The sequence below is a fragment of the Pedobacter ginsenosidimutans genome, from assembly GCF_001442625.1.
GTDB classification, from domain to species: Bacteria; Bacteroidota; Bacteroidia; order Sphingobacteriales; family Sphingobacteriaceae; genus Pedobacter; species Pedobacter ginsenosidimutans.
In genome coordinates this window covers 43,106-58,626 of record NZ_LMZQ01000012.1, presented here as the reverse complement: position 1 = coordinate 58,626, position 15,521 = coordinate 43,106, and the positions used below count along the sequence as shown (strand labels likewise).

12 protein-coding genes are annotated in these 15,521 nt (G+C 37.9%); 5 read left to right on the top strand and 7 right to left on the bottom strand.

From position 1 onward, the window contains the following. The first annotated feature begins 144 nt into the window (after positions 1–144). Together ASU31_RS15720 and ASU31_RS15715 are read left to right on the top strand one after the other, a co-directional pair. Positions 145–1,305, top strand: a complete 1,161-nt coding sequence (locus ASU31_RS15720; protein ID WP_057933235.1) for an acyltransferase family protein — start codon at positions 145–147, stop codon at positions 1,303–1,305. A 35-nt stretch (positions 1,306–1,340) separates the two neighbouring features. Continuing rightward, positions 1,341–2,363, top strand: a complete 1,023-nt coding sequence (locus ASU31_RS15715; protein ID WP_057933234.1) for a LacI family DNA-binding transcriptional regulator — start codon at positions 1,341–1,343, stop codon at positions 2,361–2,363. A gap of 6 nt (positions 2,364–2,369) precedes the next feature. Here the strand turns inward: ASU31_RS15715 and ASU31_RS15710 are convergent, their stop codons facing one another. Continuing rightward, positions 2,370–3,914 (bottom strand): glycoside hydrolase family 10-like protein, encoded by a 1,545-nt coding sequence (locus ASU31_RS15710; RefSeq protein ID WP_057933233.1) that lies wholly within the window; start codon positions 3,912–3,914, stop codon positions 2,370–2,372. Positions 3,915–4,120: 206 nt separating this feature from the next. On the opposite strand from ASU31_RS15710, the gene ASU31_RS15705 reads away from it, so the two are divergent. Continuing rightward, positions 4,121–5,023: a hypothetical protein gene (locus ASU31_RS15705; RefSeq protein ID WP_057933232.1), complete on the top strand. Its 903-nt coding sequence runs from the start codon at positions 4,121–4,123 to the stop codon at positions 5,021–5,023. Positions 5,024–5,067: 44 nt separating this feature from the next. Here the strand turns inward: ASU31_RS15705 and ASU31_RS15700 are convergent, their stop codons facing one another. The 4 genes from ASU31_RS15700 to ASU31_RS15685 all read right to left on the bottom strand — a co-directional run bounded on the left by ASU31_RS15700 (position 5,068) and on the right by ASU31_RS15685 (position 10,916). Further along, a complete protein-coding gene (locus ASU31_RS15700; protein ID WP_057933231.1) occupies positions 5,068–8,799 on the bottom strand; it encodes a sensor histidine kinase in 3,732 nt (1,243 codons plus the stop codon). Positions 8,800–8,888: 89 nt separating this feature from the next. Further along, positions 8,889–9,770, bottom strand: a complete 882-nt coding sequence (gene fabD / locus ASU31_RS15695; RefSeq protein WP_057933230.1) for an ACP S-malonyltransferase — start codon at positions 9,768–9,770, stop codon at positions 8,889–8,891. 87 nt (positions 9,771–9,857) lie between these two features. Beyond that, positions 9,858–10,493 carry a GTP cyclohydrolase I FolE gene (gene folE / locus ASU31_RS15690; RefSeq protein WP_029274208.1) on the bottom strand — a complete coding sequence of 212 codons (636 nt, stop codon included), beginning with the start codon at positions 10,491–10,493 and terminating at the stop codon, positions 9,858–9,860. A gap of 12 nt (positions 10,494–10,505) precedes the next feature. After that, positions 10,506–10,916 carry a 6-pyruvoyl trahydropterin synthase family protein gene (locus tag ASU31_RS15685; protein WP_029274209.1) on the bottom strand — a complete coding sequence of 137 codons (411 nt, stop codon included), beginning with the start codon at positions 10,914–10,916 and terminating at the stop codon, positions 10,506–10,508. A gap of 105 nt (positions 10,917–11,021) precedes the next feature. Here ASU31_RS15685 and mqnB point away from each other — a divergent pair, with 105 nt between their 5' ends. Continuing rightward, positions 11,022–11,645 carry a futalosine hydrolase gene (mqnB, locus tag ASU31_RS15680; protein ID WP_057933229.1) on the top strand — a complete coding sequence of 208 codons (624 nt, stop codon included), beginning with the start codon at positions 11,022–11,024 and terminating at the stop codon, positions 11,643–11,645. Between the two features lie 75 nt (positions 11,646–11,720). Further along, the gene (locus ASU31_RS15675; RefSeq protein ID WP_057933228.1) at positions 11,721–12,569 is read left to right on the top strand and encodes a menaquinone biosynthesis family protein; all 849 of its coding nucleotides are present in this window, start codon (positions 11,721–11,723) and stop codon (positions 12,567–12,569) included. A 231-nt stretch (positions 12,570–12,800) separates the two neighbouring features. Here the strand turns inward: ASU31_RS15675 and ASU31_RS15670 are convergent, their stop codons facing one another. Beyond that, positions 12,801–13,496: a response regulator transcription factor gene (locus ASU31_RS15670; RefSeq protein WP_029274212.1), complete on the bottom strand. Its 696-nt coding sequence runs from the start codon at positions 13,494–13,496 to the stop codon at positions 12,801–12,803. 172 nt (positions 13,497–13,668) lie between these two features. Next, positions 13,669–15,489 (bottom strand): sensor histidine kinase, encoded by a 1,821-nt coding sequence (locus ASU31_RS15665; protein WP_057933227.1) that lies wholly within the window; start codon positions 15,487–15,489, stop codon positions 13,669–13,671. Between the last annotated feature and the right edge of the window lie 32 nt (positions 15,490–15,521).

The window sequence follows — 15,521 nt, the reverse complement described above, 5'->3', positions numbered from 1 at the left end:
TAACTCAAGGCAGGATTTTTTTTACCCAACCAGAGAAGTCTCAAAAGGACAAGAGCGCAGAAAGACTTCGGGAAGTAAACCGATTTATTTCTCATTCTAAAAACAATACTCTAAATTAGTTTGCTGAACCCAAACAAGCTAATGATGACCGAACCTAAACCACGATTGTTATCTCTTGATTTTTTCAGGGGATTAACCGTAGCCGCAATGATCTTAGTGAACAATCCGGGCAGCTGGGGCCATATTTACGCGCCTTTAGAGCATGCGGAATGGAATGGATGTACGCCCACCGATTTAATTTTCCCATTCTTCTTATGGATTGTTGGTGTATCCATTGCATTTGCCATGAGCAGCAGTAAAACAGATCCGCTTACACATCAAAAAACAATTATAAAAGCCATTAAACGTGGTATTATACTTTATTTACTCGGTTTCTTTTTGGCCATTTTCGGGAAAATTATCAGTGCCATAACAGACGGCAGATCGATCTGGGAGGCTTTTCAAACGGTTAGGCTTTTAGGCGTTTTACAAAGAATAGGCATTGTTTTTATCATTAGCAGTATCATTTTCATCAAAGCATCGAACAAAACCATATTCAAAATCTTAATTGTAATCCTTGCCCTTTATTGGGCCTTAATGACATTTATTCCCGTACCGGGAGTAGGTTACCCCAACATGGAAAAAGAAACCAATTTAGCCGCCTGGATCGACCGCGGGATTTTAACCGAAGCGCATACCTGGGCCTCATCTAAAACCTGGGATCCGGAAGGGATTTTGAGCACATTACCAGCAGTGGGAACCTGCTTATTTGGTATTCTGGTTGGCGTTTGGATGCGCAGAAAAGATGTAGACAATCCAACTAAGGTGGCCTGGTTATTTACTGCCGGTATAACCTCGGTTATTTTAGGTTTACTTTGGGATTTACAATTCCCGATCAACAAAGCCCTTTGGACAAGTTCTTATGTACTTTATGCGGGTGGGTTGGCGTCAATAGGACTAGCTCTTTGTTACTGGATCATCGATGTTCAGGGTTACAAAAAATTCACCACTCCTTTTGTTGTTTATGGTGTAAATGCCATAACAGTCTTTTTCTTAGCAGGCTTAATGCCACGGGTATTAAACCTAATCCAGATTACCAAACCTGATGGTACAAAAACAGGATTATTGGTACGCTTTTATGAAACTTGTTACAGTCCGTTTTTTAGTCCCGTAAATGCTTCCTTAGTTTGGGCCATAACCTATGTTCTTGGTTTTTATGTATTATTATATTTTATGTATAAAAAGAACATTATTATTAAGGTTTAGTAAATTTACGCTATAATTGATTGTCCCCCCTGCAATTGAAAAAGAAAACCACCATATACGATATAGCCAAGGAGCTTGATATTACCGTATCAACTGTTTCCAGGGCGCTTAGTGGCTTTCCGGCAATAAGTGACGCCACAAGGAAGGCAGTTGTTGAAATGGCTAAAAAATTAAACTATAGCCCGAATAAACTCGCCTCTGCATTAAAATCTGGCAAAACCCATATTATTGGTGTAATTGTGCCAAGTGTACAAGCACACTTCTTCGCATCTATTATCCATTGCATAGAAGACGGACTGAAAGACACCGGCTACCGCGTTATTATCTACCAATCCAACGAATCTGTAGAGAACGAAATAAACGGCGTAAGAACCTTGCTAGAGGCACAGGTAGATGGCATTATGGCCTCCATGTCTTTAGAAACAAAAGATGTTTCGCACTTTGCCGAAATTATAAAGCAAAATAAACCACTTATCTTATTCGACCGGGTAGATCTAGAACTAAAAGTCCCTACCATTACACTTGATGATTTCAAGGCAGGTTATATCGCTACGAAACATTTAATCGATCAGGGTTATAAAAAAATTGCATTTGTAACCACCGTTCATCAGATTAAAATATTTAACGATCGCTTAGAAGGCTACAAAGCAGCCTTAGCAGACCATAACCTTCCGCTAATGGAAGAACATATTATTTTTGGCGGTTTATCTATTAAAGATGGTAGGTTTGGCGCAGGGAAGTTAATGCGCAGCAGAAACAAACCCGATGCAATTATTGCGGGTGATGATTTTACCGCCTTAGGTGTAATTAAAAAGCTTAAAGAGATTGATGAAACACCCCCTGAAGTTGGCGTAATTGGTTTCGCCAATGAAGCATTCTCCGCTTACATTACCCCTAACCTATCAACAATTGATCAGCATGCACCACAAATGGGCAAAGAATGTGCTAAAATGTTTCTGAAAATGATCAATCAGGAGAGCCCATACGCCAACATGGAGCATATTGTGCTTGATCCAGCTGTTGTAGAAAGAGAATCGACCAATAAGAAAGATAAATAGCACTTATTATTCCTTTGCTAAGGGAACTTCGATACCAACAGGCCCACTAGGTTCACTTTCATTTTTTAGTCGGTCTAGCGCAGTCACTAGATAGCTGTACCGCTTTCCACTTTCTACGCTGGTATCAATATATGAAAGATAATCTTCAAAGCTTATTTTAACAATGTACTTAGGGTCGAGTACCGAAATTTTTTCTCCTTCATTAAACCTGTAAATTACAAATCCCGATGCCGTTTCTCCATCTTTCGCCTTTAACGGAAGCTGCCATTTTAAATGCACACCATCTTTTAGTGCATCAGCCGTTAATGCCTGAGGTTCGTTTGGCGGCACTTCATCCAGCCATGGCATTTGCGGTGGCAAAGCAGGGTACTTATAAAAATCATTCTTTAAGGAATCGCCTACGGCTTTAGCAACCGTACTTAACGATTTAGAACTAAAAAACACGCTCCCCTGAATTCGGTTGTTATTTCTTATGTATCTAATCTGATTGGGTATTTCACTAAGGTTTTTCCATGCTGCTTCTGCCCTCGAATTTACCAGATAAGCACCCTGTCCGATATAAACATGCCTACCAAAGGTATTATTGCTCCACCAGTCGACCAAAATACCATAGGGAGCTACTCTTCTGGTAAACGTAAAATAAATTTGAGGGTTGATGTAATCTACCCAACCTTCTCTAACCCATTTACGGCTATCGGCAAAAAGTTCTGCATAATTGGATAGACCACTGGTAGCAGAACCTTCGGGATCTTCATTTTTATTTTTCCAGATCCCAAAAGGACTAATGCCAAACTTTACCCATTTTTTATAGTGGTGGATACTATCGTCCAGCTGCTTGATGAGCAGATCAACGTTGTTGCGCCTCCAGTCTTTTATATCTGAAAAATTATTGGGGTATTTGTAAAAAGTATTACCATCGTTAATCGTTTGCCCTTCTACTTTATAAGGGTAAAAATAATCGTCGAAGTGAATTCCATCAATATCGTATCCTTTTACTACATCTAAAATTACCTGGACAATATACTCCCTCACATCTGGAATACCCGGATCAAACTGCTTTTTGCCCCCGTAGGTAAAAAACCAATCGGGATGTTTACGATAAGCATGGTTTTCACTTAAAACCGCTGTGCTACTCATGCTGGCTCTATAGGGATTAAACCAGGCATGAAGTTCCATTCCCCTGAAATGGGCTTCCTTAATGGCAAAGGCCAAAGGGTCGTAACCAGGTGCGGGTGCTAAACCTTGTTTACCCATTAACCATTGGCTCCAGGGCTCTCTGGATTTTGCGTAGAACGCATCGGCTGCTGGTCTAACCTGCAAAATAATTGCATTCATTCCTTGACTTTTATGTCTTTCTAAAATACCAATCAGCTCCTGCTTTTGTTGATCGATGCTTAAACCTGGCTTTGATGGCCAGTCTATATTGGTAACAGTAGCCACCCAAACACCCCTAAACTCCCTTTTTGGTGCAATTTTTGATAAAGGTTGTGCATTTAATATATAAGGTACTACAGTTAAAGATAAAAGTGCGTATAGGAAGTTTTTAAGCATTATTTCTGTCTTATTTTTTATTCAGGCTGTGTGTTTGTGTTGATTTGAATACAAATGAACATTAGCAAGTAAACGATTTTTTTTAAAAACTCTTATAAGTTTTTAAAAAAATTAATTTGCGCCCTGCTAAAATTAATTGTGTACCCCCCATTTACCTATGGACAACAAAAGTATATTAATTTACAGAAGATACAGCGTTATTAAAAATGGAACCACAAAAGATTAATAAGGGTGATAGAAACAAAATTTACTTCCTGGTCATCGTTATTGCTGCTTTAATTGGCACAAATGCTTACTTGTTTTTTAAAGACCGACAGCAAAGTGAAAGATTTGTTACAGTTAGTACAGAGAAAGATAAACTGCGGCTCGAGGTAGAAAAGATTGAGGTTGAGCTGGATAAGGTTAATGCATTAAACCTGGATTTAAACGAGAAACTTGTTGAAGAACAGAAGCTTGCCCGGGTAAAAATCGAAGAGCTTAAAGCAGCTTTAGAAAAAAACCAGATTACCCAGGGCGAACTCGACAAAGCCAATACGCAGATTAATGAACTGAAAACCTTTGTTAAAAACTACAATGATCAGATTATTCAGCTGCAGAAAGACAATATTTTCCTAAAAAACAGCCGCGATAGCTTACAGAATACCCTAAGAAACATCAGCAATAAGGCATCTAACTTAGAGAACGAAAACGCTAATCTCAATGCGAAAGTTAAAACTGCCGCGGCATTAAAGCTTCAATCTGCCGAGATTATTGCCTTCAGAACAAAATCAAGTGGCAAAAAAGTCGAAGTTACCAAATCATCTACCGCCGAGAAATTAAGCGTGCGCTTTAATGTTGTGCCTAACCAGTTAGCAGAAAAAGGACATCATAACATTTATCTTCGGGTATTCGATCCGGCTGGGAATCTGCTTGCAGACGAGGGAAACCATTTTGAGGCTGATGGGCAGGATATGCAGTTCAGCCACTCTATTTTTATTAACTACAATAACGATGACAGCACCTATGTTATCGACTGGGCAAACCCTAAACCATTTATAAAGGGCATATATACCGTAATTTTATATGCTGATGGTAATACCATGGGCAAGGCTCAAGTGGAGCTGAGATAAAATCCACCTTCTGATTAACCAAATCTCTTCCGATTATTTTTAATTTAAGCTAAAGGAAAGTTTAAGTAGAATGTTGTTCCTAAACCGTTTATTGAGGTAAACTTAACAGAGCCACCCGCATTTTCTACAGCCTGCTTAACAAAGGCTAAGCCTAAACCTGTACCTGATGTTTTTGTAGTGAAGTTCGGTACAAATATTTTATCGTGCAGGGCCGATGGAATGCCTTTTCCATTATCTTTTATTTCGATATATGCATTTTTTGCATCTACATATATAATTATGGTGATGCAGCATAAAGTTTCCTCATCAATAGCTTCTATTGCGTTTTTAAGCAGGTTGTTAAACGTTCTTAAAAGCTGATCATGATCGGCCATGATTTCGATGTCCTTATCGCTTTTGTTTAGCACATCAATGGTTACGTTTTCGGTACTTTTAAATACTTCTCTCGCCTGTTCAATAATCGGAAGCAAAGAAAGGCGCTCCAGATTGGTATCGGGCATTTTGGCAAAATTAGAAAACTCAGAAGCAATTTTCGAAAGGCTATCAATCTGTTCTATAAACGATTTGCTAAACTTATTAAACTTCAGCTCGAAATTAGGATCTTTCTCTTTCCACGATTTCTCTAACAGCTGAACACCCAATTTTAAAGGCGTTAACGGATTCTTGATTTCGTGGGCAACCTGTTTCGCCATTTCGCGCCAGGCACTCTCCCGTTCCGATCTGGCGAGCTTAATCGCACTATCTTCCAAGGCCGCAATCATGTGATTATACTCCTTAATTAAAGAGCCGATCTCATCATGCCTACGCCATACAATGGGTTCGTTCTTTTGCCCGATTTTCGTTTTACTAATACTGTCCTGAATAAAAGTTAAGGGACTGGTAATCTGATTGGCCAAAAATACAGCCAGCACTCCAATAGCCACAAATACCAGGGCATAAAGATTAATCAGGTTACTTACAAAAAGCGCCAGTTTATCTGTATATTCTTCTTCGGTAGAGTAATTTGGCAGGCCGATATAGGCAATTGTTTTATTTTGTGCATTCCTGATAGGAGCATATGCTGCAGCGTAGGTTAAGTTACCTATCTTTTCTTCAGCATTGATAAATTCTGAACGATGCAAACCTCCTAAAGAAGCAAAGGCTGATGGTCCCATCTTTTTACCGATAATTTTATAATTATAGAGTTTTGGATAGGTGGTCATGATCAGGTTACCATTCAGATCGTATAGGTTTAGATCCGCGTTATTGATATCAGCAAAATTGTTGAAATCTGCCGCTGCATTCTCGTCGTTTGCAATTATGCCATTGCTAAAAATCTGCTTCTCAAAATTCTGCTGCACCTTCCTTATCTTATCTTTTAATATAGTATCCTGTTGCCCTCGGTACTCATTGTTCATGTAATAATAAGTTCCCCAACCTACAATAACCAGCGTTGCAACAACGGCCAGCACAATAGATACCTGGATCCTGGTTTTGTACAAGATCTTATTGGCATTGATCATTAAAGACCTGTTGATACTAAACCAGCCCACCTTATCATCATCAAGGTTTTTGATTAGCCATATTAAACCATAAAGTAACAAAGAGAAGATGATAAATATCAGGAAGAAAAACGATAGCGCAGCCAAACGTTCTACATAATCTACCTTCTCTTTACTGATTACAACCATTTTGCTATCAGTAGGCTTATAAATTAAATGGCTGTAACGAAGTTCATCGTCGTTACTGGTTATAAAATCATCCTTTTTACCTTTAAATATGCTTCCATCTAAAGGGTAAGTATAATTTCCAGATTGATTAAGCAATTTATTATTGCTATACAAGGCAATAGAATAACCCTTAAAATCTTCGTCTTTGATCAATTTTTGATCACCTAAGAGATCGGGTAGCCGATTGTTATAATTATATGGCTTTGAGCGGAGTTCGATAACGAGTGTGCCTAATAAACTGCCATTATCTACAACAGAGATGATACCAAAGTAATCCTGATAACCAAATGTATTGTTAACCTGATAAAAAAAGTTTGATCCATCAATTTTAACAGAGCCGGCCTCAACCAGGTTTTTATATTTATCAATCGGTGGTGTATCAGAATTTTCTATCGCAGCACCCAATCTATCGTACGGATAGATCTGATAATCGTAGCGGTTTAAATAGCCATCCAAATAATCTTTAATATGATTTTTAAGCACCGAGTAACTGCCTTTTCGGTTTTGACTAAAATAGCCTGTCAGAAAATTATCTTTAACAATTTCATTGCCCAAAGTACCTAAAGCAATAATGGCATTCGGATCTTCTGACGATTGCACTTTTCTGGCCAAAGGCTCGCGTAAACTTCTTTCCTTAATATCTTTGTACTTTGTGTATTTAATAGAAGTATTAAAAGCCAAACAGAAAAACACAATGGCAAACATGCCGATTGAAAAGTTCTTTTCTTTTAAATAAACGGCCCGTGCCACGATAAATAATACAAGGGCAAAAACAATAAAAAATGCATTAAAATCTACCACGAGCTTGTAGATAAAAACACCTGCAAAGCCAATTAAAAAAATAATCACCCGCTCTTTATTGCTTACATTTAATTGGCTGCTTACTGTTGCCGAAACAGCTGTTATCAGGTAAATCTGAAACCAGGCCAGACACAAAATTACAATACCCACCCAGCTGGTTCCACTGAGTTTAAGAATATTAACGATATCGAAATTAATTTTTGAATTAAAAATCAATCCGAAGAAAATGTCATCGGTATCCCAAACTATCCGACCTATCAACACCATTAATCCAGCCTGAATAACAACTCCAATTATTTTGCTCCGCTTAACCCATCCCGGAAACTTATATTGTTCCTTATGGTTATACATAAACAAGAGCAGCCAGGTTAGTGCAATTACATTTAACAAAAAGTCGCCCAACGAAGGCATCAGGAAATTATCGGCATATATTTTCGGATCAAATAGATCTAAAGTAAACCGGTGGTTAAACCAGCCATAATATAAATCTGTTAACCGAAAGGCCAGGAAGAAAAACAATAACAAAAAAGTACCCCATGCAATGTGCCCACGCCTGGCAATGAACGAACTTAAAGAATTAAAAAACATGCAGATGCATAACATACCAGCAACAAACAACCATAATTGTGTGCCTGAATAATGGGTTTCTGCATATCCTGGTTTAACTTTAAGTCCGAATAGAAATTTATTATCCAAACTTTTTATTACATACACATCCTTATCTGTAAAAGATGCAAACGTTAATATTTTGGTATTTGATAAAATTGGATCGATATCATTTTTAAAATATTTTGTTTCTTTAAATGGATATTGAGATTGAATGCCGATCAAGAAAATAAAGCTGAAATTGCCCTGGGTACTTTTAATTACCTCGTACCAGCCGTTATAAAAAAACAAGACCGAACTACCCTCTTTTATTGTAGTTGGATCTATTTCTGCAACTTTATAGGTGCTCCAAAACTTAAGTTGGTTATTTTGATAGGTGAGCAGGTTTATGCCGTTGTTTTTGCGGTAGGTATTGATAAAATCTATCGCATTTTGCGGGTTGAGATGAAACTGTTTGGCCTTAGTAACCTGATTTTTATCGGCCAAAAAACTTTTTACCGCTTTTTCTTTAATCAAAAGGTTCTGTTGAATCTCTTGCGCGTCGTGCTCCAGGAGTTCACTTTTGGTTGTAAACCGACTTAACGAAATAGAAGTTGCAATGAGACAACAGCCCAAAACAAGCAATAGAAATCTTATTTTTACACCAAAGCTCATTTTCATCTACGGATAAAGATATTAAATATTGATAAAAAACAACGCCATAAACAGCTGAGTTTATGGCGTTGGCAAAATATTCTATTTTGAATAAATTAAGCTATGGCAGCACTACTTGTTTGTACCTCGCGGCTTACCTTTTTAACCAATCCCTGTAACACATTGCCTGGACCAACTTCTACAAATTCAGTTGCACCATCGGCAAGCATGTTCCCTACTGTCTGTGTCCAACGTACAGCACCTGTTAATTGTTTAATTAAATTGCCTTTAATTTCAGATGGGTCTGTATATGGCTTTGCATCAACATTTTGGTAAACCGGACAAATTGGTGCAGAAATATGAGTGGCCTCTATCGCTGCTTGTAATTCAATTTTTGCAGGTTCCATTAAAGGAGAGTGGAATGCACCGCCTACATTTAATTTTAAAGCTCTTTTAGCACCTGCTTCTGTTAGTTTAGCACAAGCCAGATCAATCCCTTCTATGCTGCCCGAAATTACCAATTGCCCAGGGCAGTTATAATTTGCAGGAACTACTACAGCATCAATTTCTGCACAGATTTTTTCAACTACATCATCAGCTAAACCTAAAATAGCTGCCATGGTTGATGGTTGTGCCTCGCATGCTTTTTGCATGGCATTTGCACGGGCAATAACCAGTTTTAATCCATCTTCAAAGCTTAACGCATTTGCAGCCACTAGTGCCGAAAATTCGCCTAATGAGTGACCTGCAACCATATCTGGCTTAAAATCATCGCCCAACACTTTAGCTAAAATAACCGAATGCAAAAAGATTGCCGGTTGGGTTACATTGGTTTGTTTAAGCTCTTCATCTGTTCCGCTAAACATAATATCGCTAATGCGGAAACCGATAATTTCATTAGCCTGTTCAAATAATGCTGCAGCTTTTGGGTGCTCATAAAGATCTTTACCCATACCTACAAACTGTGCTCCCTGTCCGGGAAAAATATATGCTCTCATTATAATTAGTTTGGCGTATCGCGTTTATCGGCTAGCGTTTTTATCTATTGCCCTATCTTGATACCTGTTACTTTCTACCTGATACTATTAATCTAAACTTGCGGTAATTAACCTTAAAAACTCGGCTCTTGTTTTATCGTTACTTAAAAAAGTTCCTGTAAAGGCTGATGTTGTGGTTACCGAATTTTGCTTTTGCACACCACGCATAGACATACATAAGTGCCTGCACTCCATCACCACTGCAACGCCCATTGGGTTAAGGGTATTTTGAATACAATCTCTAATTTCGTTCGTTAAACGTTCCTGTACCTGTAAACGACGGGCAAAAGCATCAACTACGCGTGGGATTTTACTTAAACCAACAATGTGTCCGTTAGGAATATAAGCAATATGTGCTTTACCGAAGAATGGTAGCATATGGTGTTCGCACATCGAATACACTTCAATATCCTTAACCACAACCATTTGGCTATAATCTTCTTCAAACATTGCACCCTTCAGAATCTCATCAGGTTTTAAATCGTACCCATGTGTTAAATATTGCAGCGCCTTAGCCACGCGCTCAGGTGTTTTTAGTAAACCTTCGCGTTCCGGATTTTCGCCCAACTGGCCAAGAATATCTTTATAATGTGTAGCTACAGCTTCAATTTTATCTTCGTTGTAACGGTCTATTTTTACATAACCATCTCTCGATTCGCCTTTCAATACGTCTTTATCGCTCATTAATTCGGGTTTTTAACCAAAGTATTCAACAAAATTATTTTCGGTCTCGTATATTTTTACGCAATGTAAAACTGCGCCGCTCTCTGCAATCGGCGCCCATAATTGTTTCCAGATTTCTATGGCCAGATTTTCAGTTGAAGCCAACTTGCCTTTCATAAAATCTACATCAAGATTCAGGTTTTTATGGTCAACCTTATCTACCACATAGTCATTCATTACGTCTTTCAGCCATTTCAAATCAACAAGAAAACCTGTTTCCGGATTCACTTCGCCTTTAACTGTAACATATAACCAATAGTTATGGCCATGCCAATTGGGGTTGGCACATTTACCATAAACTTCATTGTTTTTATCATCATCCCAATCGGTACGGGCCAATTTGTGCGCCGCATTAAAGGATGCTTTTCTCGTTATGTAAATCATTACTATAAAATAAAATGCAAATATACGGATAAAGGTTCAAGCTTAAAGACTAAAGACCAAAGCTTACATAAAACTTAAATGAAAACAATCTGCTAACTTTACGTTATGAAAACTTTAGTTGTTGCTGCCACAAAAGCCGAACTCACCTTCTTTTATCAACATTTTAATTTGCCAGATGGAGATTTTGTAGAAAGTAAAAATTTCGATTTGCTGATCACAGGCGTTGGAATGGTGGCAACAGCTTTTGCCCTGGGCAAACATCTTTCATCTAAATATAATCTTGTGGTAAATTTCGGCATTGCCGGAAGCTTCGATCGGGATATAGCTTTAGGTACTGTATTAAATATTGCCGAAGATACTTTTGCTGAACTGGGCGCCGAAAATGGAGATGAATTTTTAACCATAAGCGATTTGGGTTTTGGTGAGAACCATTACACCTCGAAAACAAACAAAAGCATTAATCTACCAATGGCAAAAGGCATAACCATGAACTGTGTAACGGGAAGCGAAAAAAGCATTAAAAATCTAATGAAAAGGTTAAACCCAACTACCGAAAGCATGGAGGGTGCCGCTGTTTTTTATGCCAGCAAACAGTTAAATATAGATTGTTTACAGATTAGAAGTATATCTAATTATGTAGAACCAAGAAATAAAGACAATTGGAAAATTGGCTTGGCCATTAAAAACTTAAATGATTGGGCCATTGCATTTGTTGGAGAAATGAACTGATTATGACTGATTAGTTTACCGCAGTACTTAATTTTGATTTATGAATCTAACAACTGAAAACAAAAAAATAAATAGATGAAACTTACACTTGGATTTTCTCCCTGCCCTAACGATACATTTATTTTTGATGCGCTAATTCACCATAAAATTGATACGGAAGGACTAGAATTTGAGGTTTCTTATGATGATGTAGAAACGTTAAACCAAAAGGCACTTAAAGGCGAATTAGATGTTACCAAGTTAAGTTTCCATGCCTTTGCCTATGTTGCTAATCAGTATGCCTTACTGGATGCAGGAAGTGCCCTGGGTTTTGGTGTTGGGCCGTTATTAATCAGTAAGAATCATTTCGATGGAGAAAAGGACGCTGAACTGCAAACGCCAGATTCCAAACTAAGGGTTGGAATACCAGGAAAATACACCACAGCTAATTTCTTGCTGGGAATTGCTTATCCTCATTTGCAAAACAAACAGGAACTTGTTTTTTCAGAAATTGAATCGGCTTTACTTAGCGGGCAGATTGATTTAGGACTGATTATTCACGAAAACAGGTTTACCTATCAGGATAAAGGTTTAACCAAAATTGTTGATTTAGGCGATTATTGGGAAAAACTAACTGGCTGTGCCATCCCCTTGGGTGGCATCGTAATCAACCGTAATTTAGATCGCGAAGTACAGTTAAAAGTGAACCGTTTAATCCGCCAGTCGGTAGAGTTTGCCTTTGCACATCCAAAATCTGGGATCGATTTTATCCGCCAGCATGCCCAGGCCATGGAAGAAAGTGTGATGTACAAACACATCGAATTATATGTAAATAAATATAGCGTAAACCTTGGCGAAGAAGGCCGTAAAGCAGTTGACACTTTGTTTAAACTTGCTCAGGAAAGAAATATTATTCCTGCCATTCAGGAGAATTTATATATCTAACCATATTTTTACTGCCTTGCGTCGTGGCTGTATCATCAGTTGTAATTCAGTAGAATTTGTCACGTTGAGCTCCCCGAAGAATCGGGACAAGTAGTCGAAACGTCTTTCTAGAAATTTAAACAGGTCCTTCGACAGGCTCAGGAAGACAATTCTATATTTATGATACAGCCTCCTTTCCTTTAATGCGTTACATCGGATACTGAAACAAGTTCAGGATGACGAACCGATCTATTAACTCACCAATAGTTTATAGCCTTTTCCGTGCACATTGATAATTTCTACCGTCGGATCTGCCCTGAGATACTTACGCAACTTACTCAAAAACACATCCATACTCCGCCCGTTAAAGTAATTATCATCATGCCAGATACTTAACAATGCCTCTTCGCGGGTTAAAACGGTATTCTTTTTCAAACACAATAAACGCAACAGCTCGGCTTCTTTGGTAGAAAGTTTTTGCTGATGATCGTTATCGGTAATAATCTGGGTTGTATAATCGAAATGATATTGACCGATAGAAAACTGTGTTTCGGCAGCCTCATCGTTATTATCTGTTTTATTGGCCACACGCTTAAACATCGCATTAATACGTAATAAAAGCTCTTCTATACGGAAAGGTTTGGTAATATAATCATCACCACCTAAATCATAAGCAGCAGATTTATCTTCCAACATGGTTTTAGCCGTTGCAAAAATAATGGGTACCTGTGTGTTTACCTTCCTAATGTCTTTACCCAAGGTAAAACCATCTTTTTTAGGCATCATCACATCTAAGATACATAAATCGAAGTTCTGCTTATTAAACGTTCTCAATCCATCTTCACCATCGGTGCATAATACTACATCAAACTTGCCTTTAAGCTGCAAATAGTCTTGTAACAATAAACCTAAATTTGGGTCGTCTTCTACCAGAAGTATTTTTTTCATTTTCTTGTTTTTATTCACATATGTAGCACTAGCCACACTGAAAGTTTGATTCTGAATATGCATAACGGTTTAATTGATGTTGTAGATTAAATTAATACTCCACTATATTAGCTAAATTAAACCTGTTCTATTTTAATGTATCGATAAAGTAAGCTTTTGTACCGATGTTTAATTATAAAGGTAAAGATATTTCGAACGTGGTTCCTCTATCTTTTTCGCTACTTACCTTAACGGTTCCATTCAATTTTTTAATTATATCCTGAACATAATTTAAACCTAAGCCAAAGCCTTTAACATCGTGTAAATTACCTGTTGGCACCCTATAAAACTGGTCGAAAATCCGTTTAGACTGCTCCTTGGTCATTCCAATGCCTTTATCTGCTATTTCGATAATTAAATTTTTACCAGTATTGCGGGTAGTAATCGTAATCTCTGGCGTATCGCTACTGTATTTATTTGCATTATCAATAAGGTTATAAATTACATTGGACAAATGCAGCTCATCGCCATATACAACGGCATTTTCTGCATTGGTATGTACATTGATAATGGCATTCCTTTTCTGTAATTGCAATTCCATGCTATCCAACACAATCACAATCAAATCGTTCACATCCACTTCTGTGTTCTCCATTTTAAGTTCACCTTTTTCTAAGCGGGCAATACTTAAAACGCGTTCAATATGGTTACCTAAACGAACATTTTCATCATAAATAATCCCTGCAAGGCGTTTTAATCTGGCCTTATCTTCTGTCACCTCCGGATCTTTCAAAGCTTCGCTCGCAATCATAATAGTAGCAACAGGGGTTTTAAACTCGTGCGTCATGTTATTGATGAAATCTGTTTTCATCTCCGACAGTTTTTTCTGCTTTAAAATGGCATAAAGGGTATATGAGAAAATAAAAACAAGTACCAGTAACAGGCCGATGGATGAGGCCAGTGTTGCACTTAGGTTAGAAATAATTGCCGAATTTTTATTGGGAAAACTGACGAAAAGCATCCCTGGATCGCGAAAGATATCGTTCCCAAACAAAGGTGTTTTATAGGTGTTTTCGGGTAAAAACTCTCCTTTAACGTTAGATGCCGTCATAAAAATGGTCGAATCTTTTCTGGCTAACGAAATCCGGTAAGAAGGTTCTAGTGTAATATTATTGGCAAGGAGTTCTTGTTTTAATAAATTGCCTAACGAATTAAAATTAATGCGTTTATAGATTGGCACATTGGTTTCCTGAAGTTCTTTAGATACATCCTCAACTACACTCGATCGGGTATACGAAAAAGTGTCTTTGCCCAACGCTGCAATTTTAAGTTCTAATTTTTTCCGCTCAATCTCATCTTCACGTTGAAATTTTTTCTGTAAATCGTTAGGGATTTTTGGAACATTTGCAAAACCGGGGCTACCATCTCTGGGATCAAAAACCAAATACCTTAATGTATCGGGCAAACTTTGTAAACTTTTAAATTCGAATGCTTTTGGTGGCGCTGTAAAAGGTTTTGTGCGCATGCTATAACCTTTTAAAATAAGGCTTTTGATATCAATAATCGCATCCATCTGCAAATCCAGCTTGTCGCCGTTCTTTGAACTCAACGAAGTATATTCCCTTTCAGAAATTACATTGGGCGCCCGGTAAGATACGCGGATAATACTATCTTGTTGGTTCAGGTAACTTTCGATCTGATTTTCCCTTTCGGCTTGCCGCAGCTCTGCCTCTTGTACATATTGTTGCCGTAAATCCTTAATGTCTAACGCCCTTTGCCTGGAGTCTTGTAGTTGTTTCAGTTTATTTTCAGCGTCTTTCCGATTTAAGTGATCGGCAACATTTCTGCGCTGTAGTTTATTTACTACCGATGTTAACGTTTGGTTTACCTGCTCATCAAAAAGCTGAGATTTTAGTTTATACGATTCCCTGATGTAATACAGCTGCATTACAAAAACACCAAGCAAAGCTACCGTCATTAAAACGGTAATTAACCAAAAACTCTTTTTCTTCATGAACTAGATTGGTTTTAAATTAAAAAAACCGG